Origin of the sequence: Luteimonas huabeiensis HB2, assembly GCF_000559025.1 — a bacterium.
Taxonomy (GTDB): domain Bacteria; phylum Pseudomonadota; class Gammaproteobacteria; order Xanthomonadales; family Xanthomonadaceae; genus Luteimonas; species Luteimonas huabeiensis.
This window is the reverse complement of the sequence record NZ_JAAN01000030.1, coordinates 118,441-142,614: the sequence shown is the minus strand read 5'-3', so window position 1 is coordinate 142,614 and position 24,174 is coordinate 118,441. Positions and strand designations below refer to the sequence as shown.

Annotated in this window: 20 protein-coding genes; 10 read left to right on the top strand and 10 right to left on the bottom strand. The window is 72.8% G+C overall.

Annotation, left to right across the window (positions count from 1 at the left end; all coding sequences use genetic code 11):
• Positions 1 to 258 precede the first annotated feature (258 nt).
• Together Z164_RS0112295 and Z164_RS0112290 are read left to right on the top strand one after the other, a co-directional pair.
• Positions 259 to 2,223: an OPT family oligopeptide transporter gene (locus Z164_RS0112295; protein WP_024890986.1), complete on the top strand. Its 1,965-nt coding sequence runs from the start codon at positions 259 to 261 to the stop codon at positions 2,221 to 2,223.
• Between the two features lie 71 nt (positions 2,224 to 2,294).
• Complete coding sequence (locus Z164_RS0112290) at positions 2,295 to 4,613, top strand: FdhF/YdeP family oxidoreductase (protein ID WP_024890985.1); 2,319 nt, start codon at positions 2,295 to 2,297, stop codon at positions 4,611 to 4,613.
• Positions 4,614 to 4,639: 26 nt separating this feature from the next.
• Here Z164_RS0112290 and Z164_RS0112285 read toward each other — a convergent pair whose 3' ends face one another.
• Positions 4,640 to 5,179 carry a cysteine hydrolase family protein gene (locus tag Z164_RS0112285; protein WP_024890984.1) on the bottom strand — a complete coding sequence of 180 codons (540 nt, stop codon included), beginning with the start codon at positions 5,177 to 5,179 and terminating at the stop codon, positions 4,640 to 4,642.
• A gap of 151 nt (positions 5,180 to 5,330) precedes the next feature.
• Between Z164_RS0112285 and Z164_RS0112280 the strand changes: the two genes are divergently transcribed.
• The 3 genes from Z164_RS0112280 to Z164_RS0112270 all read left to right on the top strand — a co-directional run bounded on the left by Z164_RS0112280 (position 5,331) and on the right by Z164_RS0112270 (position 10,857).
• Complete coding sequence (locus Z164_RS0112280) at positions 5,331 to 7,292, top strand: alpha/beta hydrolase family protein (protein WP_024890983.1); 1,962 nt, start codon at positions 5,331 to 5,333, stop codon at positions 7,290 to 7,292.
• Between the two features lie 76 nt (positions 7,293 to 7,368).
• Complete coding sequence (locus Z164_RS0112275; protein ID WP_024890982.1) at positions 7,369 to 9,453, top strand: S9 family peptidase; 2,085 nt, start codon at positions 7,369 to 7,371, stop codon at positions 9,451 to 9,453.
• Between the two features lie 153 nt (positions 9,454 to 9,606).
• Positions 9,607 to 10,857: a DUF819 family protein gene (locus tag Z164_RS0112270; RefSeq protein ID WP_024890981.1), complete on the top strand. Its 1,251-nt coding sequence runs from the start codon at positions 9,607 to 9,609 to the stop codon at positions 10,855 to 10,857.
• Between the two features lie 64 nt (positions 10,858 to 10,921).
• Here the strand turns inward: Z164_RS0112270 and Z164_RS0112265 are convergent, their stop codons facing one another.
• The 5 genes from Z164_RS0112265 to Z164_RS0112245 all read right to left on the bottom strand — a co-directional run bounded on the left by Z164_RS0112265 (position 10,922) and on the right by Z164_RS0112245 (position 16,513).
• On the bottom strand, positions 10,922 to 11,146 hold the full coding sequence (locus Z164_RS0112265; protein WP_024890980.1) for a YbdD/YjiX family protein: 225 nt from the start codon (positions 11,144 to 11,146) through the stop codon (positions 10,922 to 10,924).
• Complete coding sequence (locus Z164_RS0112260; RefSeq protein WP_024890979.1) at positions 11,146 to 13,233, bottom strand: carbon starvation CstA family protein; 2,088 nt, start codon at positions 13,231 to 13,233, stop codon at positions 11,146 to 11,148. Before Z164_RS0112260 ends, Z164_RS0112265 begins: the two co-directional genes overlap by 1 nt.
• A gap of 146 nt (positions 13,234 to 13,379) precedes the next feature.
• On the bottom strand, positions 13,380 to 14,375 hold the full coding sequence (locus tag Z164_RS0112255; protein WP_024890978.1) for a magnesium and cobalt transport protein CorA: 996 nt from the start codon (positions 14,373 to 14,375) through the stop codon (positions 13,380 to 13,382).
• Positions 14,376 to 14,424: 49 nt separating this feature from the next.
• Positions 14,425 to 15,627 (bottom strand): lipoprotein N-acyltransferase Lnb domain-containing protein, encoded by a 1,203-nt coding sequence (locus Z164_RS0112250; protein WP_024890977.1) that lies wholly within the window; start codon positions 15,625 to 15,627, stop codon positions 14,425 to 14,427.
• A gap of 4 nt (positions 15,628 to 15,631) precedes the next feature.
• Positions 15,632 to 16,513: a CorC family transporter gene (locus Z164_RS0112245; protein ID WP_024890976.1), complete on the bottom strand. Its 882-nt coding sequence runs from the start codon at positions 16,511 to 16,513 to the stop codon at positions 15,632 to 15,634.
• 284 nt (positions 16,514 to 16,797) lie between these two features.
• Here Z164_RS0112245 and Z164_RS0112240 point away from each other — a divergent pair, with 284 nt between their 5' ends.
• Complete coding sequence (locus Z164_RS0112240; RefSeq protein WP_024890975.1) at positions 16,798 to 17,304, top strand: hypothetical protein; 507 nt, start codon at positions 16,798 to 16,800, stop codon at positions 17,302 to 17,304.
• 82 nt (positions 17,305 to 17,386) lie between these two features.
• On the opposite strand, the gene ybeY is transcribed toward Z164_RS0112240, so the two are convergent.
• Together ybeY and Z164_RS0112230 are read right to left on the bottom strand one after the other, a co-directional pair.
• Positions 17,387 to 17,869: an rRNA maturation RNase YbeY gene (gene ybeY / locus Z164_RS0112235; RefSeq protein ID WP_024890974.1), complete on the bottom strand. Its 483-nt coding sequence runs from the start codon at positions 17,867 to 17,869 to the stop codon at positions 17,387 to 17,389.
• Between the two features lie 100 nt (positions 17,870 to 17,969).
• Positions 17,970 to 18,950 carry a PhoH family protein gene (locus tag Z164_RS0112230; protein ID WP_024890973.1) on the bottom strand — a complete coding sequence of 327 codons (981 nt, stop codon included), beginning with the start codon at positions 18,948 to 18,950 and terminating at the stop codon, positions 17,970 to 17,972.
• 89 nt (positions 18,951 to 19,039) lie between these two features.
• On the opposite strand from Z164_RS0112230, the gene Z164_RS20540 reads away from it, so the two are divergent.
• Genes Z164_RS20540 through Z164_RS0112210 form a run of 4 tightly spaced genes read left to right on the top strand, consistent with a single transcriptional unit; the run spans position 19,040 to position 22,827 of the window.
• Entirely contained in the window at positions 19,040 to 19,828 is a 789-nt protein-coding gene (locus Z164_RS20540) for a TetR/AcrR family transcriptional regulator (protein ID WP_024890972.1), read from the top strand.
• Positions 19,825 to 20,784, top strand: coding sequence for an HlyD family secretion protein (locus tag Z164_RS0112220; RefSeq protein ID WP_024890971.1), 960 nt, complete (start codon positions 19,825 to 19,827; stop codon positions 20,782 to 20,784). The genes Z164_RS20540 and Z164_RS0112220 overlap by 4 nt, the downstream gene beginning before the upstream one ends.
• Before the next feature lie 25 nt (positions 20,785 to 20,809).
• Positions 20,810 to 21,733, top strand: a complete 924-nt coding sequence (locus Z164_RS0112215; protein WP_024890970.1) for an ABC transporter ATP-binding protein — start codon at positions 20,810 to 20,812, stop codon at positions 21,731 to 21,733.
• Positions 21,730 to 22,827 carry an ABC transporter permease gene (locus Z164_RS0112210; RefSeq protein WP_024890969.1) on the top strand — a complete coding sequence of 366 codons (1,098 nt, stop codon included), beginning with the start codon at positions 21,730 to 21,732 and terminating at the stop codon, positions 22,825 to 22,827. Before Z164_RS0112215 ends, Z164_RS0112210 begins: the two co-directional genes overlap by 4 nt.
• 89 nt (positions 22,828 to 22,916) lie before the next feature.
• Here Z164_RS0112210 and Z164_RS21415 read toward each other — a convergent pair whose 3' ends face one another.
• Together Z164_RS21415 and Z164_RS0112200 are read right to left on the bottom strand one after the other, a co-directional pair.
• Positions 22,917 to 23,636, bottom strand: a complete 720-nt coding sequence (locus Z164_RS21415; protein ID WP_024890968.1) for a Cif family virulence factor — start codon at positions 23,634 to 23,636, stop codon at positions 22,917 to 22,919.
• Positions 23,637 to 23,679: 43 nt separating this feature from the next.
• Positions 23,680 to 24,111 (bottom strand): hypothetical protein, encoded by a 432-nt coding sequence (locus tag Z164_RS0112200; RefSeq protein ID WP_024890967.1) that lies wholly within the window; start codon positions 24,109 to 24,111, stop codon positions 23,680 to 23,682.
• Positions 24,112 to 24,174 lie beyond the last annotated feature (63 nt).

Genomic DNA, 24,174 nt, shown 5'->3' with positions numbered 1-24,174 from the left:
AGAAGGAACGACATGCGCCCGCTTGCGGGAGAAGGAACGACATGCGCCCGCTTGCGGGAGAAGGGACGACACGCACCCGCTTGCGGGAGAAGGGAGGACATGGCCCCGCTTGCGGGAGAGGGAGGGCATGCGCCGCCTGGGGGAGCCGAGACGGCAGGTGCGTCAGGCGCGAGCTTGCGGGAGACGGGCGAAGCGGCCGCGCTGGACGGCGGGGGCCGCGAGGATTAAGTTGCGCCGTCCACGTCCATGGCCACGCGCATGCCGCACGCCCCGCACGCCGCTCCTCCCGAACTCACCTTCCGCGCCGTCCTGCTGGCGATCGTGCTGGCGGTGATCCTGGCCGCCGCCAATACCTACCTGGGGCTGTTCGCCGGGCTCACCATCGCCTCGGCGATCCCCGCGGCGGTGATCTCGATGGGCGTGCTGCGCGCGCTGGGCGGCGGCCACATCCTCGAGAACAACATCGTCCAGACCGGCGCCTCGGCCGGCTCGTCGATCGCCTCGGGGGTGATCTTCACCCTGCCGGCGCTGGTGATCCTGGGCTGGTGGCAGGACTTCCGATACGGCTGGGTGCTGGCCATCGCCGGCCTGGGCGGCCTGCTCGGCGTGCTGTTCTCGGTGCCGCTGCGCCGTTCGCTGATCGTGGAGCAGAAGCTCGCCTTCCCCGAGGGCAAGGCCGCCGCCGAGGTGCTGCGCACCGGCGAGAACCCCGGCCAGGGCGTGCACGTGCTGGCGCTGGCGGCGCTGCTGGGCGGGGCGATGAAGGCGGCTGCCGGCAGCGGCCTGCGGCTGATCCCGGATACCGCCTCGGTCTCGGCCTGGTTCGGCAACGCGATCGGCTATGCCGGCACCAACCTGTCGCCGGCGCTGTTCGGGGTCGGCTACATCGTCGGCCTCAACGTGGGCGTCGTGGTACTGGCCGGCGGCGTGATCGCCTGGAACATCGCCATTCCGCTCTACAGCCTGTTCCTGCTCGACGGCAATCCCGAGCTGGCCGCGGCGGTGGCCGGCGCCGGCGCCGAGGACGCCGCGTTCGCGATCTGGAGCGCGCAGGTGCGCTACCTGGGCGTGGGGGCGATGCTGATCGGCGGCGTGTGGACGCTGATCTCGTTGCGCAGCTCGCTGTTCTCCGGCATCCGCAGCGGCATCGCCGCCGGCCGCGCGCCGGGCGGGGTGCGCTCGCTGGCGCCGACCGAGCGCGACGTGCCGATGAAGCTGATCGGCATCGGCCTGGTGCTGTTCACGGTGCCGCTGGCGGTGCTCTACCACAGCATCGTCGGCACCTGGACGGTCGGCCTGCCGATGACGCTGATCATGGTGGTGGCGGGCTTCCTGTTCGTCTCGGTGTCGGCCTACATGGCCGGCCTGGTGGGCTCGTCGAACAATCCGGTGTCCGGAATCACCATCGCCACCATCCTGTTCGCCGCGCTGGTGCTGGCGATGCTGCTGGGCCGCGACTCGGAGATCGGCGCGGTCGCCTCGATCATGATCGGCGCGGTGGTCTGCTGCGCGGCCTGCATCGGCGGCGACAACCTGCAGGATCTCAAGGCCGGCTACATCGTCGGCGCCACGCCGTGGAAGCAGCAGCTGATGCTGGCCATCGGCGCGGTCTCCAGCGCGCTGGTCATGGCGCCGGTGCTGAACCTGCTGATGGAGGCCTACGGCATCGGCGTGCCCACCGCCGAGCATCCCAGCCCGCTGCTGGCGCCGCAGGCGAACCTGATGGCTTCGGTGGCGCGCGGCATCTTCGGCGGCGAGCTGCCGTGGACGACGATCGGCGTCGGCGCGCTGATCGGTGCGGCGATCATCGCCTTCGACGCCTGGCTGAAGGCGCGCGGCAGCCGCTTTCGGGTGCCGGTGCTGGCCTGCGCGGTCGGCATCTACCTGCCGATCGAGCTGAGCGTGCCGATCTTCGCCGGCGGCCTGGTCGCGCACTTGGTCGAGCGCTACCACCGCGTGGCGCCTGACGACGAGCCCGGGCGCGAGCGCGCGCACCGCAAGGGCATGCTGTTCGCCGCGGGCCTGATCACCGGCGAGGCGCTGATGGGCATCCTGATCGCGGTGCCGATCGTGCTGGCCGGCGATGCCGAGGTGCTGGCGCTGCCGGCATCGCTGCGGCTGGGCGCGCCCGGCGCGTGGCTGGGACTGGCGATGCTGGCGGCGATCGCCGGGCTGCTGTACCGCACCGCGCGCCGCGCCGATCCGGACGCGCCGATCGGCTGATCCATCGGTTTCACCCCGGTTTGTTGCCTCGACCGGTATACCGGGACGCGATTTCGAAGCTGGAGTCGCGCATGGCAGGCACGTCTGCATTCAGACGCTACCCGGGACCGGCCGGCGGTTGGGGGTCGGTGCGTTCGCTGGCACGGCACGGGCTGCGGCGGCGCACGCGCACGCTGGCGGCGATGGCGCAGTTGCGGCGGCAGAACAAGCCCGGCGGCTTCGCCTGCGTGAGCTGCTCCTGGGCCAAACCCGCCGCGCCGCATCCGTTCGAGTTCTGCGAGAACGGCGCCAAGGCCACGTTCTGGGACCTCGATGCCGGGCGCGTGGACGCCGCGTTCTTCCGCCGCCACACGGTCTCGGAACTGCGCACCTGGGCCGATTTCGACCTGGAGGCGAGCGGGCGCATCACCGAGCCGCTGCGCTACGACGCGGCCAGCGACCGCTATGTCCCCACCAGCTGGGAGGACGCGTTCGCCGCGATCGGCCGCGAGCTGCGGGCGCTGGATCCGAAGAGCGTGGTGTTCTACGCCTCGGGGCGCGCCTCGCTGGAGGCCTCGTACATGTACGCGCTGCTGGCGCGGCTGTACGGCTGCAACAACCTGCCCGACAGCTCCAACATGTGCCACGAGAGCACCTCCGTGGGCTTGCCGCGCAGCCTGGGCGTGCCGGTGGGCACGGTGCTGCTGGAGGACTTCGAGAAGACCGATTGCATCCTCTCGTTCGGCCAGAACGTGGGCGTCAACAGCCCGCGCCTGCTGCACCCGCTGCAGGACGCGAGCCGCCGCGGGGTGCCGATCCTGACCTTCAACCCGCTGCGCGAGCGCGGCTGGGAGCGCTTCAAGAACCCGCAGTCGCCGCTGCAGATGCTCGGCGGCGCGGCGACGCGGATCAGCTCCGGTTACTTCCAGCCGCGCGCCGGCGGCGATCCGGCGGTGCTGCTGGGCCTGTGCAAGGCGCTGCTGGAACTCGACGACGCGGCGCGCCGCGGCGGCGGCGCGCGCGTGGTCGACAGCGCCTTCGTCGAGGCGCACACCGAGGGCTACGACGCGTTCGTCGGCGTGTTGCGCGGGCTGGACTGGGACGCGATCGCGCGCGAATCGGGGCTGGCGGTGGAGGTGTTGCGCGCCGCGGCGGCGGTCTACGCGCGCGCGGAATCGGCGATCCTGATCTACGGCATGGGCCTGACCCAGCACCGCCACGGCGTGGACAACGTGCGGCTCTTGTGCAACCTGGCGCTGATGCGCGGCAACGTCGGCCGGCCCGGCGCCGGCGTGTGCCCGGTGCGCGGGCACTCCAACGTCCAGGGGCAGCGCACCGTGGGTATCACCGAGAAGCCGGAGCTGGTGCCGCTGGACCGGCTCGCCGAGCAATACGGCTTCGAGCCGCCGCGCGACAAGGGGCTGGACACGGTCGGCACCGTACGCGGGGCGATCGAGGGCAGGGTGCGCGCCTTCGTCGGCCTGGGCGGCAACTTCCTGCGCGCCGCGCCCGAGACCGGCCGCCTGGAGGCCGCCTGGTCGAGGCTGCGGCTGACCGTGCAGGTCGCCACCAAGCTCAACCGCAGCCATCTGGTCAACGGCGAGGTGGCCTTCCTGCTGCCCTGCCTGAGCCGCATCGAGCGCGACCGCCAGGCCGGCGGCGTGCAGGCGGTGAGCGTGGAGGACAGCACCGCCTGCATCCACCGCTCCCTCGGCGTGCAGGCGCCGGCCTCCGATCGCCTGCTCTCCGAACCGGCCATCGTGGCCGGCATCGCCGAGGCCGCGCTGCCGCCGAATCCGAAGGTGCCGTGGCGGGACTGGGTGGCCGACTACGCGCGGGTGCGCGACGCGATCGCCCGGACCTATCCGGCCGATTTCCACGACTTCAACGCGCGCCTGGGCGCCGAGGGCGGCTTCCCGCGGCCCAACGGCGCGCGCGAGCGGATCTGGCATACGCCCAGCGGCAAGGCGCAGTTCCATGCGGCGGGGCTGCTCAGCGCGACCGGTTTCGCCGACGCGCCGCAACGGCTGCGGCTGGTCACCGTGCGCAGCAACGACCAGTTCAACACCACCGTGTACGGCTACAGCGACCGTTTCCGCGGCATCGAGGGCACCCGCCGCGTGCTGCTGATGCACCGCGACGACATCGCCCGCCTGGGGCTGGCCGAAGGCGAGCAGGTCAGCCTGGTCGGCGATGCCGACGATGGCGTGCATCGCGAGGTCGGCGGCCTGCGGGTGACCGCCTACGACGTGCCGGCGGGCTGCGTGGTGGGCTACTACCCCGAGTGCAATCCGCTGATCCCGGTGGAGCACCACGCCATCGACAGCCACGTGCCGGCGGCCAAGTCGGTGCCGGTGCGCATCGAGCGCGAGGTCGATCCGCGGCGCGTGCCCGCCGGCCCGGCGCCGTAGCCGACGGGCGCGGCGCGGCCCTGCCGCTACGGCGCGACGCTGCGCGCGGTGCGGGTGTCGGCGCCGCAGTTGTCGCGCAGGATCGCCAGCGCGCGGTCGCGCCGCGCGGGGCTGATCGCGCCCACCGCGTCGCGCGGCACCGCGAGCGCGTATTCGCGCATGTGCGCGTCCTGCGCGGTCGCCAGCACGCAGGCATCGGCGGCGATCCCGGTCACCACCAGCTTGCGCGCCTCCAGCTTCTTCAGCAGCACGTCCAGCGGGCTGGCCAGGAAGGCCGAGTGCTTGGGCTTGAGCACGAAGTAGTCGTCGGGCCCAGGCGCCAGCCGCCGCGCGATCTCCGCGCCCGGCATCCCGGGCTGCGCGCAGACGGCCTGGATCTGGTGGAAGTCGGCCTTCCAGTCCATGAAGTTGTCGTTGACGTAGATCGTCGGCAGGCCCGCGGCGGCGAAGCGGCCGCGCAGCCAGGCGATCCGCCGCGAGACCGGCCCGGCCGCGCGCGCCAGCGCCGCGCCCTGCGGGAAGCGGAAGTGGTTGATCATGTCGATGATGAGCAGGGCGGCGGTCATGCAGGCGCACCTTACGTCGCGGCGCTCGCTGCGCGGCGTGAAAGAACCGCGCCGCTGGCGGCGGCTCGGCGGGCGCCGTAAAGTACCGGCTGCGCGGGCGGGGGGAAGCCGCCGCGCCCGAGCGCGTCGTGGCGTCGAAAGGAGCAGGGGAATGGGATGGTTGGCAAGGCTGGCCCTGATCGGGCTGGCGTTCGCATGGGCGTGTCCGGCGCGCGCGCAGGTCGATCTGGCGCCGTTCGTGGCCGAGGACGAGTTCGGTTCGCTCAAGGTCTCGCCGACCGGCGAGTACTACGCGGCCACGGTGCCGGTGGACGGACAGTACGGGCTGGTGATCCTGCGCCGCGAGGACCGGGCGATCACCGCCTCGTTCCGCTTCACCCGCGGCACCAGCGTGCACGATTTCTGGTGGGTCAACCCGGAACGCGTGCTGATCGCGGTGTCCGAGACCTTCGGCAGCCGCGACGACCCGCTGCCCACCGGCGAGCTCTACGCCATGAACGCCGACGGCTCGCGCCGCGACCTGCTGGTGGGCTGGCGGGTGCAGAACCAGCGCGTCGGCACCAACATCATCAGCAGCAAGCGCGAGGGGCAGGTGGCCGCCAGCCTGGTCGATACGCTGCCCGAGGACGACCGCAACGTGCTGATCGCGGTGCGCCCGCTGGTCAACGACCCGGCCTGGCGGGTCGAGCGGATGGACGTCTACTCCGGGCGCCGCACCCGCGTGGCGAGCGCGCCGGTGACGCGTGCGGATTTCGTGACCGACCAGCACGGCGTGGTGCGCTTCGCCTACGGCGCCAACACCGACAACGTCCTGCGCACCTACCTGCGCGACGGCGACGACGCCGAGTGGCGGCTGATCAACGACGAGGGCGCGAGCGGACGGCGGATGGTGCCGCTGGGCTTCTCCGCCGACAACGCCATCGCCTACCTGCGGCTCGAGCATGCCGAGGGCCCGGACAGCGTGGTCGCGCTGGACATCGCCTCGGGCCAGCAGCGCGAGGTGGTCCGCGATGCGATCGTCGATCCGCTGCCAATCTACGACCATCGCGGCCGCACGCCCGTCGGCGCGCGCTTCCTCGGCCCGCGTCCGCGCACGGTCTACTTCGAGCCGGACTCGCCCGACGGGCGGCTGCTGCGCAGCATCGAGGCCGCGTTCCCGGGCCAGACGGTCCTGGTGTCCTCGGCCACCGCCGACGGCCGCCACAAGCTGCTGTGGGTAGGCAGCGACGTCGATCCGGGCAGCTATTACGCCTTCGACAGCGAGCGCAAGAGCGCGGAGTTCATCCTCGCGCGCAGCCGCGGCATCGACCCCGGGAAGATGGCGAAGATGCGGCCGGTCGAGGTCCGCGCCCGCGACGGTCTGACCCTGCACGGCTTCCTCACCGTGCCGCAGGGCAGCGACGGTCGCGGCTTGCCGATGGTGGTGCTGCCCCACGGCGGGCCCTACGGCATCTTCGATGCCTGGGGCTACGACACCGAGACCCAGCTGCTGGCCGCGGCCGGCTACGCGGTACTGCGGGTCAACTTCCGCGGCTCCGGCAACTACGGCCGCGCGTTCCTGCATGCCGGCGCGCAGCAATGGGGCGGCGCCATGCAGGACGATCTCACCGACGCCACCCGCTGGGCGATCGCCGAGGGCATCGCCGATCCGCAGCGCATCTGCATCTACGGCGGCAGCTACGGCGGTTACGCAGCGCTGATGGGCGTCGCTCGGGAACCTGGCCTGTACCGCTGCGCGGTGGGCTACGTCGGCGTCTACGACCTGCCGCGGATGCGGCAGGAGAACCATCGCGAGGGCCGCTCGGCGCGGACCTGGACCCGCGACTGGATCGGCACCGACACCGCCGCGCTGGCGGCCGCCTCGCCCACGCGCCTGGCCGGTCGCATCCGCGCGCCGGTGTTGCTGGCCGCCGGCGGCGAGGATCTGGTCGCGCCGATCGAGCACAGCCGCGCGATGGAGCGCGCGCTGAAGGCGGCGGACGTGCCGGTGGAGACGCTCTACTACCCGGACGAGGGGCACGGGTTCTATACCGCCGAGCACCGCGAGGGCTTCTACCGCCGGTTGCTGGATTTCCTGCACCGCCACATCGGCGGCGCCGTCGCCGCGCCGTGAGGCGCAGGGCCGTCCGGCGCGCCGGGCGGCCCGCATCGGCTAACATCGCCGGGTCCGTTCCGCCCCGGAGTCGCCGATGAGTCTGCGTACCGCCCTGCTGCCCCTGTGCCTGGTCGCCCTGCTGCCGCTGCCGGCGCTGGCCGAACGCGGCCTGGAGGCCCGAGACCTGGTGACGCTGCCGCGCGTCTCCTCGCCCACGCTCTCTCCCGACGGCGCGCGGGTGGTGTTCGCCGAGCGCCGCTACGACCTGGAGACCGACAAGGCCGAGGCCGCGCTGTACCTGCGCGACCTGCGCACGCGCGATGCGGCGCCGCCGCGACGGATCACCCCGGAGGGCTGGAGCGTCTCCTCGCCGACGTTCTCCCCCGATGGCGCCACCGTCTACTTCCTGAGCGGCAAGCACGGCACCCAGCAGCTGTACGCGATGCCCGCCGGCGGCGGCGAACCGCGCCAGCTGACCGACTTCGCGCTCGACATCGGCAGCTACCGGCTCTCCCCGGACGGCACCCGGGTGGCGTTCAGCGCCGAGACCTTCGCCGACTGCGCGCAGGCCGCCGATGGCGACGTGTTCGCCTGCACCAAGGCGCAGCTCGACGCGCGCGAGCAGGCCAAGGCCAGCGGCGTGATCTACGACCGGCTGTTCGTGCGGCACTGGGATACCTGGAACGACGGCCGCCGCAGCCGGCTGTACGTGGCCGCGCTGCCGGCCGCGGGCGCGCCGGCGGCCAGGACCGCGGTCGCCGTCAGCCAGGCGCTGGACGGCGACATCCCCTCCAAGCCCTTCGGCGGCGCCGACGACTACGCCTGGGCGCCGGACGCCAGCGCGATCGTCGCCAGCGTCAAGGTCGCCGGGCGCGAGGAGGCGTGGTCGACCGATTTCGATCTGTACCGGCTGGACCCGGCCGGCCGCGGCGCGCCGGTCAACCTGACCGAGGCCAACCCGGCCTGGGACGCGGGCCCGGTGTTCGCGCCCGACGGCCGCACGCTGTACTACCGGGCGATGAAGCGGCCCGGCTTCGAGGCCGACCGCTACGCGCTGATGGCGCTGGACCTGGCCAGCGGGCGGACGCGCGAGATCGCGCCCGGCTGGGACCGTTCGCCCAGCAGCATCGCGGTGGGCGAGGACGGCACGACGCTCTACGTCGCCGCCCAGGACACCGGCGAGTACCCGCTGTTCCGCGTCGATGCCGCGACCGGCGAAGTGACCCGGCTGGTGGGCGACGGCACGGTGTCGGCCTTCGACCTCGCCGGCGGCACGCTGGCGTTGACCCGGAACTCCATGCGCACCGGCGACGTGCTGTACACGACCACGCCCGAGGCGGCCGAGCTGCGCGCGATCACCCCCGACGCTTCCGAGCGCCTGCCCGACGTGCGCTTCGGCGACTACGAGCAGTTCGCCTTCCGCGGCGCCCACGGCGATATCGTGCACGGCTACGTGGTGAAGCCGTGGAACTACCGCGAGGGCGAGCGCTATCCGGTGGCGTTCCTGATCCACGGCGGCCCGCAGGGCAGCTTCGGCGACGGCTGGAGCCTGCGCTGGAACCCGCAGACCTACGCCGGGCAGGGCTACGCGGTGGTGATGATCGACTTCCACGGCTCCACCGGCTACGGCCAGGCCTTCACCGACGCGATCAGCGGCGACTGGGGCGGCGCGCCGCTGGAAGACCTCAAGCGCGGCTGGGCGGCCGCGCAGCGCGAGTACCCGTTCCTCGACGGCGACCGCGCCTGCGCGCTCGGCGCCAGCTACGGCGGCTACATGGTCAACTGGATCGCCGGGCAGTGGAACGAGCCGTGGAAGTGCCTGGTCAACCACAACGGCGTGTTCGACACCCGCTCGATGGGCCTGGTGACCGAGGAGCTGTGGTTCACCGAGTGGGAGCACGGCGGCACCGTTCACGACCGGCCCGAGGCCTACGAGCAGTTCAACCCAGCCCGGCACATCGACAAGTGGCGGGTGCCGATGCTGGTGGTGGCCGGCCAGAACGACTTCCGGGTGCCGATCGACCAGAGCCTGTCGAGCTTCACCGCGCTGCAGCGCCGGGGCATTCCGTCGCGGCTGCTGTACTTCCCGGACGAGAACCACTGGGTGCTCAAGCCGCACAACAGCCTGCTGTGGCACGACACCGTCAACGCCTGGCTGAAGCAGCACATCGGTCCCTGAGCGCGGCGCCGGCCGGCCTGGCGCCGTTTGAAGCGCGGTCCAGGTCGGGGCCCGCGCGCTGGCGTGTGCATCCGGCGCGCGCGCGGACCTGCGGCGCGATAAGGTAGGCGGCCGCGCGGCCGCCCGCGCCTCCTCCGGACCTTCCGACACCGCATGAACGAGACCGACCGCAGCGCCCTCATCGGCAACGACATCGTCGTCTTCGGCCTGATCGCCGCCACGCTGGGCCTGATCTTCTGGCTGGCCAGCGGGCCCACGCCGTTCTGGCGCAAGTTCTTCGCCTGGGTGCCGGCGCTGTTGCTGTGCTATTTCGTGCCGGCGCTCTACAACACCGTGGGCCTGATCGACGGCGAGGACAGCACCCTCTACAACCCCATCGCCAGCCGCGTCCTGCTGCCGGCGGCGCTGGTGCTGCTGACGCTGTCGATCGACCTCAAGGGCATCCTGAAGCTGGGGCCGAAGCTGCTGTTCGTGTTCTGCGCCGGTACCCTGGGCATCGCGCTGGGCGCGGTGGTCTCGTTCCAGCTGATGGAGTGGCTGCACCCGCCGGCGGTCGCCGGCGACACCTGGAAGGGCATGGCGGCGCTGTCGGGCAGCTGGATCGGCGGCGGCGCCAACATGGTCGCCATCCGCGAGGTCTACGGCGTGGACGCGACCCTGTTCGGCCAGTTCGCGGTGGTGGACGTGGCCTTCGCCAGCCTGTGGATGGCGGTGCTGCTGTTCCTGGCCAACCGCGCCGCGCAGATCGACCGGCGCAGCGGCGCCGACACCCGCGCGCTCGACGAGCTGCGCGACCGCATCGCCGCCTACGAGGCCGCCAACGCGCGCATCCCGAGCCTGACCGACCTGATGACGATCGTCGGCGTCGCGTTCGGCATCGTCGGGCTGGCGCACGCGGTGGGCGGCCCGGTCGCGGCCTGGTTCGGCGCCAACGTCGAGTCCGCCTCGCGCTTCAGCCTGGACTCGTCCTTCGTGTGGGTGGTGGTGCTGTCCACGCTGGCGGGCCTCGCGCTCAGCTTCACCCGCGCGCGCGAGCTGGAGAGCGCGGGCGCCTCCAAGCTGGGCACGGTCTTCCTGTACTTCCTGATCGCCTGCATCGGCATGCAGATGGACTTCCTGCAACTGGCCGACCGGCCGGAGCTGCTGGCCATCGGCGCGATCTGGATGGCCGTGCACGTGCTGACGATCTGGGGCGCGGCGCGGCTGGTCAACGCGCCGCTGTTCTATTTCGGGGTGGGCTCGATGGGCAACATCGGCGCCGCCGCCTCGGCGCCGGTGATCGCCGCGGCCTTCCACCCGTCGCTGGCGCCGGTGGGCGTGCTGCTGGGCACGGTCGGCTACGCCACCGGCACGGTCATCGCCTACTTCATCGGCCAGGTGCTGCGGGTGATGGCGGGGCAGTAGCGCGCCAAAGAAGAAGGGCGGGACCGAAGTCCCGCCCTCGCATGGGGCCGCGCCTGCCGCCGGTTCAGCAGCAGCGGAAGCCGTTGCGCCCGCCGAACCGGGCTTCCTGGCGCTCGCGGAAGAAGGTCTTGTAGTCCATCGGCTCGCGGTCCGGGTGCTTTTCCAGCACGTGGCGGACGTAGTTGTCGTAGTCCGGGATCCCGCAGCACAGCCGGGCGGTCTCCACCAGCCGCCGCCACACCAGCTTCTGGGTGGCGAAGAAGGAGACCGGGACCAGTTGCGAGCCCATTACAGCCACGCCTTCTGCTGGTCTTCCGACAGCGCGACGTAGGCGGTCTCGCGGTCGGTGCGCTCGCCGGTGGCGCGCGCCTTGGCGATCGCGCGCACGGCGTAGGCCAGCACGGCGAACACCACGAACAGGAACAGTACCGTCAGGCCGGCGTTGACGTAGCCGTTGACCACCACCTGCTGCATCTGGCCCATGGTCTTGGCCGCGCCCAGCAGTTCGCCGTTGGCGATCGCGTTCTGGTAGTGGCGGGCCTGGGCGATGAAGCCCATCGCCGGGTTGCCGTCGAAGATCTTGATCAGGCCGGCGTAGGTGGTGCAGATCAGCAGCCAGACCGCCGGCACGATGGTGACCCAGGCGTAGCGGTCGCGCTTCATCTTGAACAGCACCACCGTGCACAGCATCAGCGCGATGCCGGCCAGCATCTGGTTGGCGATGCCGAACAGCGGCCACAGGGTGTTGATGCCGCCGAGCGGATCGACCACGCCCTGGTACAGGAAGTAGCCCCACAGCGCCACGCAGCCCGCGGTGCCGACCACGTTGGCGCCCCAGGAATCGGTGCGGCGCAGCGCCGGCACGAAGCTGCCCAGCAGGTCCTGCAGCATGAAGCGGCCGGCGCGGGTGCCCGCGTCCACCGCGGTCAGGATGAACAGCGCCTCGAACAGGATCGCGAAGTGGTACCAGAAGGCCATCATCGCGTCGCCGCCGGGCAGGGCGTCGTGCAGGATCACCGCGATGCCCACCGCCAGCGTCGGCGCGCCGCCGGCGCGCGAGATGATGGTGCCCTCGCCGATGTCGCGCGCGGTCTGCTCGAGCATCTCCGGGGTCACGTGGAAGCCCCAGCTGCTGACCGTGGCCGCGACGCTGGCCGGGTCGGTGCCGATGACGGCCGCGGGGCTGTTCATGGCGAAGTAGATGCCCGGCTCGATGATCGAGGCGGCCACCAGCGCCATGATCGCCACGAACGACTCCATCAGCATGCCGCCGTAGCCGATGTAGCGGGCGTGGGTCTCGTTGGCCAGCAGCTTGGGCGTGGTGCCCGAGCTGATCAGCGCATGGAAGCCCGACACCGCGCCGCAGGCGATGGTGATGAACAGGAACGGGAAGATGTCGCCGCGCCACACCGGGCCCTCGCCGCTGGCGGCGAACTGGGTCAGCGCCGGCATCTTCAGCGAGGTCACCTCGGGGCTGGCGATGACGATGCCGATCGCCAGCGCCACGACGACGCCGATCTTGAGGAAGGTGGAGAGGTAGTCGCGCGGGGCGAGCAGCAGCCAGACCGGCAGCACCGCGGCGACGAAGCCGTAGCCGATCAGCATCCAGGTGATCTGGGTGCCGGTGAAGGTGAAGGCCGGGCCCCAGGTCGGGTGCGCGCCGACGCGGCCGCCGAACCAGATCGCCAACAGCAGCAGGACGATGCCGATCACCGAGATCTCGCCGATCTTGCCCGGCCGGATGTAGCGCATGTAGACGCCCATGAAGATCGCGATGGGCATCGTCGCGATCACCGTGAACATGCCCCACGGGCTCTCGGCCAGGGCCTTGACCACGATCATCGCCAGCACCGCGAGGATGATGATCATGATCATGAAGGCGCCGAACAGGGCGATGGTGCCGGCGACCGGGCCCATCTCCTCGCGGACCAGATCGCCCAGCGAGCGGCCGTTGCGGCGGGAGGAGACGAACAGGACCATGAAGTCCTGCACCGCGCCGGCCAGCACCACGCCGGCGATCAGCCACAGCATGCCGGGCAGGTAGCCCATCTGCGCGGCCAGCACCGGGCCCACCAGCGGGCCGGCGCCGGCGATGGCGGCGAAGTGGTGGCCGAACAGCACGTGCTTGTTGGTGGGGACGTAGTCCAGGCCGTCGTTGTTGACGTGCGCGGGCGTCGCGCGCGTCGGGTCCAGCTGCATCACGTTGCGGGCGATGTACAGGCTGTAGTAGCGGTAGGCCACCAGGTAGATCGAGACCGCCGCGGCGACGATCCACAGCGCGTTGATGGATTCGCCGCGGCGCAGCGCGACGGTGCCCAGGCAGAACGCGCCGAGCAGGGCGAGCGCGGCCCAGGCCAGCTTGGAGACGGCTTTCATGTGGAAGGGAACTCCCGGGATGACCGCGACAAGCCTCCACGCCGCGGCGCGGGGGGTCAAGCGCCGGGCGGGGGCGGGCGCCTAGACTTTGGTCGTAGTCGCCCGCCCGCGCGCCGCCGCGCCGGGCGGGGCGGGCCGGCGCGCGGCTACAGCCACTTCGAGCGCTTGAACAGGCGGTACAGGCCCAGGCAGACCGCCGCGACGATCCCGATCAGCACCGGGTAGGCGTAGCGGTCGTCCAGCTCCGGCATGCCGCGGAAGTTCATGCCGTACCAGCTGGTGATGAGCGTGGGCGCGGCCAGCAGCGCGGCCCAGGCGCCGAGCTTCTTCACCGTCTCGCCCTGGGCCAGGGTCACCAGCGACTGGTTGACCGCCATCGCGGTGCCGAGCAGGTCGCGCAGCGCGTCGATGGTGTCGTTGACCCGCACCACGTGGTCGTGGACGTCGCGGAAGTAGAGGCGCACCGTGTCCGGGATCTGCGGGGTCGGCGAGCGGACCAACTGCGACAGCACGTCGAGCAGCGGCGCCACCGACATCCGCATCTCGGTCAGTTCCCGCTTGAGGTCGTACAGGCGCACGATGGTGCCGCGGTGGTAGGCGTCGGAGAAGATGTCGCGCTCCAGCGCGCGCAGGGTGGCGCGGAAGTCGGCGGCGATGGGCAGGTAGTTGTCGACGATGAAGTCCAGCACCGCGTACAGCGCGTAGGCCGGCCCGGCTTCCAGCAGCTCGGGCTCGCGCTCCACCCGCGCCCGCGCGGGCGCGTAGGACAGCGAGGCGCCGTGGCGCACGGTGACCAGGAAGCGCGGGCCGACGAAGAGATGGGTCTCGCCGTAGACGATGCGGCCCTCGAGCATCTGCGCGGTGTTGACCACCAGGAACAGCGAATTGCCGTAGGCCTCGATCTTCGGCCGCTGGTGCGCCGAATGCGCATCCTCGATGGCCAGCTCGTGCAGGCCGAACTCCTCCTTCAGCTTGGAGAGCACCGCCTCGTCCGGCTCGTACAGGCCCAGCCAGACGAAGCCCTCGTCCTCGCGCGCGAGCACGTCGCCGATCTGGTCCAGGTCGATCTCGTGGCGCGCGGCGCGGCGGTCGTACCAGGCGCAATCGACGACGGAGGCGGGGCGGGCGGCGGTTTCGGTCATGGCGGCATCCTGCGCCGGCCGCCGCCGCCGGGGCAAGCCGGGCCCGACGCTACGCCGCGCGATCGCGCCGGCCGCGCAGAGCCCACAGCCAAGCCAGGTGCAGCGGCAGCAGCAGCGCGATCCAGTGCGCGTTGCGCTGCGGCTGCACCGGCAGCCAGTGCAGGAATAGCGCGATCGCCGCCGCGACCGCGACGGCGGCGAGCGTCCAGCCGAACAGGCGGCCGGGCGCGCGGCCGCGCAGCAGCCGCCAGCCGCCGGGCAGCAGCAGCGCGCACAGCGGGTCGAACAGCAGCAGGTTCTGGTTGCCCCAGCCGAAGCGGTGCGCGGTGAACAGCCAGATGAAGAGCATCGCCGCGCCCAGCAGCGCGCACAGGCTCCAGAACGCAAGGCCGGCTGCGGCCGTCGCGCGCGGCGCGCGGCGCGCGCCCCATGCGATCGCGGCCGCCAGCGCCACGCCGGCCACGCCCCACGGCCACCACGGGCGCGGCGCCTCGGGCGGTTCCGGCGCCAGGCGATGCGGCAGCAGCTCGGCTTCGGCCGACACCAGCGCGCGCCCGTCGGCGCGCCGCAGCCCGCGCAGCGCGTCCGCCAGCCGCATCGGTACGAAGGCGTCCTCCCACAGCGCGTTGGGGCGGTCGGACCGCGGCCCCAGGCCGATGTCGAAGCCCAGCCACATCCACGGCGCCGGCGAGGCCAGCCGCACCGCCTCGCCGCGGTAGGTGTTGCCGCGCGAACGGCCCTGCAACTGGCGGCGCAACAGGCCGCCGAGCGCTTCGTCGAGCGCGTCGCGCACGCGGGTGGAGCAGTTGTCGGTGAAGTAGTCGTAGCGGTAGCGCGCGTTCTCCGGCCGCGCGTTCTCGGCCAGCGCCGCCGCCAGCGCCGCGGCCTCGGCGTCGTCGAGCGCGAGCCACTGGATGGAGACGCCGCGGCCCACGTCGCGGTAGTAGGCCAGGTCCTGCGACAGCGGCAGCGCGACCAGCATGTAGGTCATCTCGCCGCGCACGAAGTTGCCGACGAAGCCGGGCTCGTCGAGGTCGAAGTAGCCGTAGTTGTAGGAGACCGGCTCCGGCAGCGCCGGGTCGTCGACGACGATGGCGTTGTGGCCGAAGCGCTCGAAGAAGATCTCGCCCGGCTGCATCGTCGCCACGCCGATGCGCGGCGCGGCCTGCGCCGCCAGCGAGCACAGCGCGAACAGCGCGGCGACCGCCAGGGCCCACGCGCGCCGCCGCGCCGGAGCGGTGGCGCGCCCCATCGGCTCAGGCGTCCTGTTGCGGTTCGGCGAGCACGCTCACGTGCAGGGCGTGCAGGCGGCGCGAGTCCGCGCGCGCCACGCGGAAGGCGAAGCGGCCCAGGGTCAGCTCCTCGCCCGCCTCGGGCAGGTGGCCGATGGCCGCGGTGACCAGGCCGCCGATGGTGTCGTACTCCTCGTCGCCGAAGTCGGCGCCGAAGCGCTGGTTGAAGTCCTCGATCGGGGTCAGCGCGTTGACCAGGTACTGGCCGTCGGCCTGGGCGGCGATCAGCGCGCTGGAATCCACCGCCTCGTCGTACTCGTCGTCGATCTCGCCGACGATCTCCTCCAGCACGTCCTCGATGGTGATCAGCCCGGCCACGCCGCCGTACTCGTCGATGACGATGGCCATGTGGTTGCGCGACTGCCGGAACTCGCGCAGCAGCACGTCCAGGCGCTTGGATTCGGGGATCAGCACCGCCGGGCGCAGCAGCTCGCGCACCTGCACCTGCGGGCTGCCCGGCACCACGCCGCGCAGCAGGTCCTTGGCCAGCAGGATGCCGAGGATCTCGTCCTTGTCCTCGCCGTGCACCGGGAAGCGGGAATGCCCGGACTCCACCACCTGGCGCATGAGGTCGACGAAGTCGTCCTCCAGGGCCAGGACCACCATCTGCGAGCGCGGCACCATCACGTCGGCCACGCTCATGCCCGATACGGCGATCGCGCCCTCCATCATGCGCAGCGTGTCGGCCTCGATCAGGCCGTCGGTGTGCGCGTCGCGGAGGATCTCCACCAGGTCTTCGCGGGTGGTCGGCTCGCCGGAGATCGCGGAGCTGATCCGGTCCAGCCAGCTGCGGCGTTTTTCCGAGGCGTCTTGCGTAGGGGAGGGACTACTGTCGTCTTCTGACATCGCGGTTGCGTGGGCGCCCGGCAGGGCGTCGTGCGCAAGTCTAGCGCGTCGGCGCCGGGGCGTGTCCAGACGCGCCCCGCGGCGGCGCCCTCCGGGCGCGGGTCGGAAAGATCCGACCCGGCTGCGGGGCGTTCGCGCACGACCGGACGCGCAGGTCGCCGGCAGACCGGGGCCGGACTGGTCTGCGACGCTGCGAGGGCCGCGGGCGACCGGGCCGGGCGGGTCGGTCCCCGCGCCGTCCCGGTCGCCCGCGGCCCCGTCCCGTTCGCTTGAGGAGCAACCGCATGTCCAGCCCACGTCTTCCGTTCGCCGCCGCCTGCGCCGCGCTGGTCCTCGCCGCGGCGGCGCCGTCGCACGCCGCCGGCGGCACGCCATCGCGCGACGGCCCCTACGTCGACGCGCCCACCTACCTGCGCGCCGACGACGATCGCATCGAGGCGTGGTACGCGCTGACGCGGGCGCTGCGGCGGGGCTTCGACGACATCTGCGGCGACACCTTCTGCGAGGGCGAATTCGCCAACATCCAGTCGCTGGCCTACCGCTGCTCGGTCCATGCGGCCAGCGGCCGCATCGGCATGTGCGCCTGGGTGTTCGCCGCCAGCGACGAGGCGGTCGATCCGGTCTCCGGGAAGATCGCCGTGCGTGCGCAGTCCTGGACCTGCACGACGCCGCTGGCGCCGGCAACCTCCCTGCAGGCGCTGCTGGACGCGCTCGCCGGTGACGCCCCGCTGTACGCGCCGCTGCCGCGCGGCGGCGGGTCGATCTTCGACGGCCTGATCGACTGCCTGTAGGGCGCATCGCGCGACCGGCCGCCGCCGCTTCGCGGAAGCGCGGGGCCGGCGAAGGGCGCGCGCGGTCGCGCCGCCGCGCCGCTCAGGTCTCGCGGTAGGGGTCGGCGATGCCCAGCTCGGCGAGGATCGTGCGCTCCAGCGCCTCCATCGCCTCGGCCTCCGCATCGTCGGCATGGTCCCAGCCGAGCAGGTGCAGGGCACCGTGCACGGTCAGGTGCGCATAGTGCGCGGCCAGCGGCTTGCCCTGCTCGGCCGCCTCGCGGGCCACCACCGGCGCGCACAGCACCAGATCGCCCAGCAGCGGCAGGCGGATGCCCTCGGGCAGGCCCTCCGGCAGTTCGGCGGGAAAGCTCAGCACGTTGGTGGCGTAGTCGCGGCCGCGGTAGTGCCGGTTCAGCGCGCGGCCCTCGTCCTCGCCGACGAGGCGGATCGCCAGGTCCGCCTCGCGGATGCGGCCGGCCAGCGCCGCCGCCACCCAGCGGCGGAAGCTGGCCGCCGCGGGCAGGCCCTTGCGCGGCACTGCATAGCCGACGGCGACGTCGAGACGGACGGGGCCCTGGGTCATGTCGGGATTGTACGTCGCGCCGGCGGCGGCGGATCGGCGACGGCGCGCGCCGGGCGGCGCCGCTGCGCGCGCCGCCCGCGCCGCGAGGCCGGCACCGCGCTCAGGCCGCCGGTCCGGTCGCCTGGTCCGCGGCGTCGCGGCGGTCGTAGGCGCCGACGATGCGCGCCACCAGTGGATGGCGCACCACGTCGCGCGACTCGAAGAAGGTGAAGCTCACACCCTCGACCTCGCGCAGCACGTCGATGGCGTCGCGCAGGCCGGACTTCACGTGGCGCGCCAGGTCGATCTGGGTGAGGTCGCCGGTGACCACCGCGGTGGAGCCGAAGCCCAGCCGGGTCAGGAACATCTTCATCTGCTCGATGGTGGTGTTCTGCGCCTCGTCCAGGATCACGAACGCGTCGTTGAGGGTGCGCCCGCGCATGTAGGCCAGCGGCGCGATCTCGATGACGTTCTTCTCCAGCAGCTTGAGCACCTTTTCCACGCCGAGCATCTCGTACAGCGCGTCGTAGAGCGGGCGCAGGTAGGGATCGACCTTCTGGCTGAGATCGCCCGGCAGGAAGCCCAGCTTCTCGCCGGCTTCCACCGCCGGGCGCACCAGCACCAGCCGCTGCACGCGCGATTCGTTCAGCGCCTCGACCGCCATCGCCACCGCCAGGAAAGTCTTGCCGGTGCCCGCAGGGCCGATGCCGAAGTTGATGTCGTGGGTGGCGATCGCGTGCAGGTACTTCGCCTGGTTGGCGCCGCGCCCGCGGATGGTGCCGCGCTTGACCCGCACCGCCACTTCCTGCGGCGCATGGCCCGCACGCTCCACGTTGGCCTGCGACAGGCGCAGGTTCACGCCCTGGTTGTCGAGCGTCTCGGTCGCGGTCTCGTCGTACAGCGCGCGCACGAAGCGCTCGGCGCGATCCACCGCGTCCTCCTCGCGGCCGGTGATGCGGAACACGTTGCCGCGGTTGGCAATCTCCACGCCCAGGCGCAGTTCGATCAGGCGCAGGTGGCCGTCGAACGGGCCGGCGAGGTTGGCCAGGCGCTCGGTGTCGTCGGGTTCGAGAACGAAATCGGCTTGGTGGGGGCTGCTCATAGGGCGGCGAGGTTAACCCACCGCTGCCGGGGCGCGGCGTTCATGTCGCGTTCCTTGTATTAATTGATGGATGAATTAATTTATTCGCCATGCCTCGATCCCCCCGCAAGCCGCCGTCCAGGAAGCCGCCTCCCGCCTCGTCCGGGCGCCCGCGCGCGGCCTCGCCCGAGCCGCCGTCCGCGGCGCTCCCGGCCCCGGCCGGCGCAGCCGGGACCCCGCGGGGCGCGACGCCGCAGGGCGCGGCCGGACGCCGCCATCCGGGCCGCCCCAGCGGCGATGCCGACCGCCGCGCCCGCGCGCTGGATGCCGCGCTCGCCTGCTACGTCCGGCGCGGCATCGCCGCCACCACCCTGCGCGACATCGCCGCCGAGGCGGAGGTGACCCCGGCGCTGCTGCACTACTACTTCCACGACGCCGCCGGGCTGCGCGACGCGGTGATCGCCGAGCGCCTGATGCCGGTGTTCTTCGAGGTGCGCGACACCCTGCTGGGCATGGAGGATGCCGGCCTGGGCGAGGTGCTGGTCGCCTTCGTCGATCGCATCTGCGCCCTGGTCGCGCGCCACCCCTGGCTGCCGGCGCTGTGGATCCGCGAGGCGGTCAGCGAGGGCGGCAGCCTGCGCGACCTGCTGACGACGCGGCTGGCGCCCGAGATCGCCACGGTGATGGCCGCGCGCATCGCCGCCGAGCAGGCGGCCGGCCGGCTCAATCCCGCGCTGGAGCCGCGCCTGCTGATGGTCTCGCTGGTCGGGCTGACCCTGTTTCCCGCCGCCGGCCTGCCGATCTGGCGGGCGCTGTTCGGCGCCGACGACCTCGGCGTCGAGGACATCCGCCGCCACGCGCTGGCGTTGCTCGACACTGGACTGGAGCTGCCCGCATGACCCGTTCGCCGCGTCTCTTCCTGGCGCCGCTGCTGGCCGGCCTGCTGGCCGCCTGCGCGCCGACGGCGCCGCAGGCGCTGGGCACGCTCGAGTACGACCGCATCACCCTGCCGGCCCCGGCCGCCGAGCGCATCGTCGACATCGCCGTGCGCGAAGGCCAGCGGGTGGAGGCCGGCGCGCGCGTGCTGACCCTGGAGCGCACCCGCGGCGACGCCCAGCTCGCCGCCGCCCGCGCCGAGGTCGCGCGCCAGCGCCAGGCGCTGGAGGAGCTGCGCAACGGCGCCCGCAGCGAAGACCTCGCGCAGGCCCGCGCCAACCTCGCCGCCGCGCAGGCGCAGGCCCGCGACGCCGCCGCCTACTACCGCCGCCTGCAGCCACTGGGCGCGCAGCGGCTGGTGTCCGCGGCCGACGTCGATCGCGCGCGCGCCGCCGCCGGCAACGCCGATGCGCAGGTCGCCGCCGCGCAGGCGGCGCTGGACGAGCTGCGCAACGGCGTGCGCCCGGAGCAGATCGCCCAGGCCGAGGCCGCGCTGGCCGCGGCCGAGGCGCAACTCGAGGCGCAGTCGTTCGCGAGCGGCCGGCTCGACGTGGTCGCCCCGCGCGCCGGCCGCGTGGACAGCCTGCCGTACCGGCTCGGCGACGAGGCGCCGGTCGGCGCGCCGCTGGCGGTGCTGCTGGTCGGCGAACGGCCCTATGCCCGCGTCTACGTGCCGGAACCGCTGCGCGCCGGCGTCGCCGTCGGCGACCGCGCCACGGTGCGGGTCGGCGCCGGGGGCGAGCGCGCCTACGCCGGGCGCGTGCGCATGATCCGCAGCGAGCCGACCTTCACCCCGTACTACGCGCTCAGCGGCGAGGACGCCGCGCGCCTGAGCTACCTGGCCGAGGTGGAGCTGGAGGACGCCGGCGACCTGCCGGCGGGGCTGCCGTTGCGGGTGGAGTTCGATCGTGATCGCTGAGGCGCCCGCCGCCGGCGACGCCGCGATCCGCGCGCGCGGCCTGGCCAAGCGCTTCGGCGGGCTGCTCGCGGTCGACCACGTGGACCTGACCGTGCCGCGCGCCAGCGTCTACGGCTTCCTCGGCCCGAACGGCTCGGGCAAGTCGACCACCATCCGCATGCTCTGCGGCCTGCTGACCCCGAGCGAGGGCGAGATCGAGGTGCTGGGCCTGCGCATCCCGGACCAGGCCGATGCGCTGCGCCTGCGGATCGGCTACATGACGCAGAAGTTCTCGCTGTTCGAGGACCTGACGGTGCGCGAGAACCTGGAATTCCTGGCCGCCGTGTACGGGCTGTCGCGGCGCGAGACCCGCCAGCGCGTGGACGAGCTCGTCGAGCTGTACCGCTTCGCCGACCGCCAGAAGCAGCTCGCCGGCACCATGAGCGGCGGGCAGAAGCAGCGCCTGGCGCTGGCCGGCGCGGTGATCCACCGCCCGGAGCTGCTGTTCCTCGACGAGCCGACCAGCGCGGTGGACCCGGAATCGCGGCGCGATTTCTGGGAGAAGCTCTTCGAGCTGGCCGACGGCGGCACCACGTTGCTGGTCTCCACCCACTACATGGACGAGGCCGAACGCTGCCACCGCATCGCGATCCTCGACCGCGGCGCGCTGGTCGCCGATGGGGCGCCGGGGGAGCTCGCCGCGGCGCTGGACGGTCGCAGCGTCGAGGTGCTGGCGCCGCAGCCGCGCCGCGCGCAGCAGGCGCTGGTCGGCCAGCCGGGCGTGCTCAGCGTGGCCCAGATCGGCAACAGCCTGCGCGTGCTGACCGCGCCGGGCGCCCGCGGCGCGGACGCGCTGGCCGGCGCGCTGCGCCAGGCGGGGCTGCAGGCGCAGGTGCGCCCGGTCGCGCCCAACCTCGAGGACGTGTTCGTCGCCGCGACCCGGCGCGACGAGCGCGCGGAGGCCGCATGAGGCATCTGCGCCGCCTGTGGGCCGTGGTCGCCAAGGAACTGCGCCAGCTCGGCCGCGACCGCATCAGCCTGGTGATGATCGTGCTGATCCCGGTGGTCGATCTGCTGCTGTTCGGCTACGCGATCAACTACAACCCGCGCGGCCTGGACGCGGCGATCGCCGACCAGGCGCTCACCGCCACCTCGCGCGCCGCGGTCATGGACATCCAGGCCACCGGCGTGGTCGAGACCGTCGGCGCGGTCGCCAGCCCGCAGCAACTGGTCGAGATGCTGCGCCGGGGCGAGATCAGCGTGGGCATCGCGATCCCGCCCGATTTCGAGCGCCGGCTGGCCGACGGCCGCCCCGCGCTGCAGGTGATGGTCGACGGCACCGACACCGTGGTCCAGGCCGCGGCCAACCAGATCGCGCAGCTGCCGCTGGAAGGCCCGGACGGCCGCCGCGCCGCGCGCGGCGAACCGCCCATCCAGGTGGTCAGCTTCTACAACCCGGAGCGGCGCTCGGCGGTCAACATCGTGCCGGGACTGATCGGCATCATCCTCACCATGACCATGACCATGTTCACCGCGATGGCGATCGTGCGCGAGCGCGAGCGCGGCAACATGGAGCTGCTGATCGCCACGCCGCTGGCGCGCGCCGAGCTGATGATCGGCAAGGTGCTGCCGTACGCCGCGATCGGCCTGATCCAGACCACGCTGATCCTGGCGCTGGGCATCTGGTTCTTCGACGTGCCGCTGCGCGGCAGCCTGCTCGACGTGTACATCGCCTCGCTGCTGCTGATCTTCGCCAACCTGGCGATGGGCCTGCTGATCTCGACCCGCGCCGGCACCCAGTTCCAGGCGATCCAGGTGACGATGCTGGTGTTCCTGCCCTCGATCCTGATCTCGGGCTTCATGTTCCCCTTCGCCGGCATGCCCGACGTGGTGCAGTGGGGCGCGGAGATCCTGCCGATGACGCAGTTCCTGCGCCTGGTGCGCGGGGTGATGCTGCGCGGCGCCAGCCTGTGGGAACTGTGGCCCTCGATCCTGGCGCTGTGCGCCTTCACCGCGGTCACGATGGCGCTGGCGATCGGGCGCTTCCGCAAGCGGCTGGACTGAGGCCGCGTTCGCGCGACCGGCTCGCGCCGCCGCCGCTGCGGGCCGGCTCCGGCGCCCGGGCGGCGGCGCTCGGCGACGGCGGCGGATGCCTACAGCCGCACTTCGCGCAGCTCCGCCGAGGCGATGCGCCAGGCGCGCTGGTCGTCGCTGGCGCCGTCGACCACCGCGCGGCGCAGCACGTAGCGGCCGGCGTAGCGGCGCACGCTGCCGTCGTCCTGCTGCGCGGTCAGCGACACCGGCACCTCCACGTAGCGCGAGCCCGCCGCGCCCTCGACCTCGCCGGGCGCGCCGAGCCGCAACTCGACCGAGCGGGTGGTCGCGAAACCGGCGGCGAACTGCTCCGGCGACTGGCCGCTGCTGCGGCCGCCGTCCGACCACAGCGCGTAGGCGCGCGGGTAGTCGCGCGCCTGGATCGCGGCGTAGTAGTCGCGCACGACCGCCGCCGCCCGGTCGCGGTCGGCCTCGGGGGAGGGCGCGTCGGCGGCCGGGACGGCGACGGACGCGTCCGGTGCCGCCGGCATCCCGTCGATCAGGCCCGCTTCCGGTTCGTCCTCCAGCGGCGGCAGGCCGAAGCGCCCGTCGGCCTGCATCCACGGCTCCGCCGGCGGTTCCCCGCCCAGCGGGACGTTGCCCGGGCCCGGCGCGCTCGGCATGCCGGTGACGCTGCCGCCGCCGGCCGCGGGCGCCGGCAGCGCGGCTTCCGCTTCGGCACCGGCGCGGTGGCGCTCGCGCTCGCTCGCGCGTTCGCCGCACGCGCTCAGCAGGAGCAGGGAAAGCAGCAGCACGGTCGGGACGGGGCGCATGGGCATGGGGGCGTTCGGATGGCCGGCGGAGAGCATGGAGCGCGAAGGTTCAGCGCGGCAGGGTGAGCGCGCTGCGGTTGGGCCGCAGCCAGACCAGCAGCAGGCCCAGCAGCAGCATCGCCAGCAGGTCCAGCGCGACCTGGCGCAGCATCAGCCCCAGCGGCAGCGGCTGGCCGACGTAGGCCAGCAGGTGCCAGGGCACGAACGAGACCAGGGCCAGCGCCAGGCCGAAGCGCAGGCCGTCGCGGGCGCGCGCTTCGGGCTGCGGGTACAGGCGGCGGAACAGCCAGGTCATGCCGAAGCCGATCAGCGCGTAGGCCAGCACGATCCAGCCCAGGCGCGCGTTGGCCTCGGCCTGGGTACGGTACAGCTCGGCCAGGGCGAGATAGTCGGCGCGCAGCAGCCAGCCGTGCACCACCGCGCCGAGCAGCATCGCCGCCAGCGTCGTCATCAGGCCGCAGATCCAGAACCGCTTGTCCATCGCCGCTCCGCGTGGCCGGGCCGTCCCGGTCGGGCCGATGCTAACCGCGCCGGGTCGGGGCGT

Bases quoted from the DNA above. Each gene is read 5' to 3' on its own strand.
- Z164_RS0112295 (WP_024890986.1), top strand. From the start codon at position 259: ATGCCGCACGCCCCGCACGCCGCTCCTCCCGAACTCACCTTCCGCGCC.
- Z164_RS0112290 (WP_024890985.1), top strand. From the start codon at position 2,295: ATGGCAGGCACGTCTGCATTCAGACGCTACCCGGGACCGGCCGGCGGT.
- Z164_RS0112285 (WP_024890984.1), bottom strand. From the start codon at position 5,179: ATGACCGCCGCCCTGCTCATCATCGACATGATCAACCACTTCCGCTTC.
- Z164_RS0112280 (WP_024890983.1), top strand. From the start codon at position 5,331: ATGGGATGGTTGGCAAGGCTGGCCCTGATCGGGCTGGCGTTCGCATGG.
- Z164_RS0112275 (WP_024890982.1), top strand. From the start codon at position 7,369: ATGAGTCTGCGTACCGCCCTGCTGCCCCTGTGCCTGGTCGCCCTGCTG.
- Z164_RS0112270 (WP_024890981.1), top strand. From the start codon at position 9,607: ATGAACGAGACCGACCGCAGCGCCCTCATCGGCAACGACATCGTCGTC.
- Z164_RS0112265 (WP_024890980.1), bottom strand. From the start codon at position 11,146: ATGGGCTCGCAACTGGTCCCGGTCTCCTTCTTCGCCACCCAGAAGCTG.
- Z164_RS0112260 (WP_024890979.1), bottom strand. From the start codon at position 13,233: ATGAAAGCCGTCTCCAAGCTGGCCTGGGCCGCGCTCGCCCTGCTCGGC.
- Z164_RS0112255 (WP_024890978.1), bottom strand. From the start codon at position 14,375: ATGACCGAAACCGCCGCCCGCCCCGCCTCCGTCGTCGATTGCGCCTGG.
- Z164_RS0112250 (WP_024890977.1), bottom strand. From the start codon at position 15,627: ATGGGGCGCGCCACCGCTCCGGCGCGGCGGCGCGCGTGGGCCCTGGCG.
- Z164_RS0112245 (WP_024890976.1), bottom strand. From the start codon at position 16,513: ATGTCAGAAGACGACAGTAGTCCCTCCCCTACGCAAGACGCCTCGGAA.
- Z164_RS0112240 (WP_024890975.1), top strand. From the start codon at position 16,798: ATGTCCAGCCCACGTCTTCCGTTCGCCGCCGCCTGCGCCGCGCTGGTC.
- ybeY (WP_024890974.1), bottom strand. From the start codon at position 17,869: ATGACCCAGGGCCCCGTCCGTCTCGACGTCGCCGTCGGCTATGCAGTG.
- Z164_RS0112230 (WP_024890973.1), bottom strand. From the start codon at position 18,950: ATGAGCAGCCCCCACCAAGCCGATTTCGTTCTCGAACCCGACGACACC.
- Z164_RS20540 (WP_024890972.1), top strand. From the start codon at position 19,040: ATGCCTCGATCCCCCCGCAAGCCGCCGTCCAGGAAGCCGCCTCCCGCC.
- Z164_RS0112220 (WP_024890971.1), top strand. From the start codon at position 19,825: ATGACCCGTTCGCCGCGTCTCTTCCTGGCGCCGCTGCTGGCCGGCCTG.
- Z164_RS0112210 (WP_024890969.1), top strand. From the start codon at position 21,730: ATGAGGCATCTGCGCCGCCTGTGGGCCGTGGTCGCCAAGGAACTGCGC.
- Z164_RS21415 (WP_024890968.1), bottom strand. From the start codon at position 23,636: ATGCCCATGCGCCCCGTCCCGACCGTGCTGCTGCTTTCCCTGCTCCTG.
- Z164_RS0112200 (WP_024890967.1), bottom strand. From the start codon at position 24,111: ATGGACAAGCGGTTCTGGATCTGCGGCCTGATGACGACGCTGGCGGCG.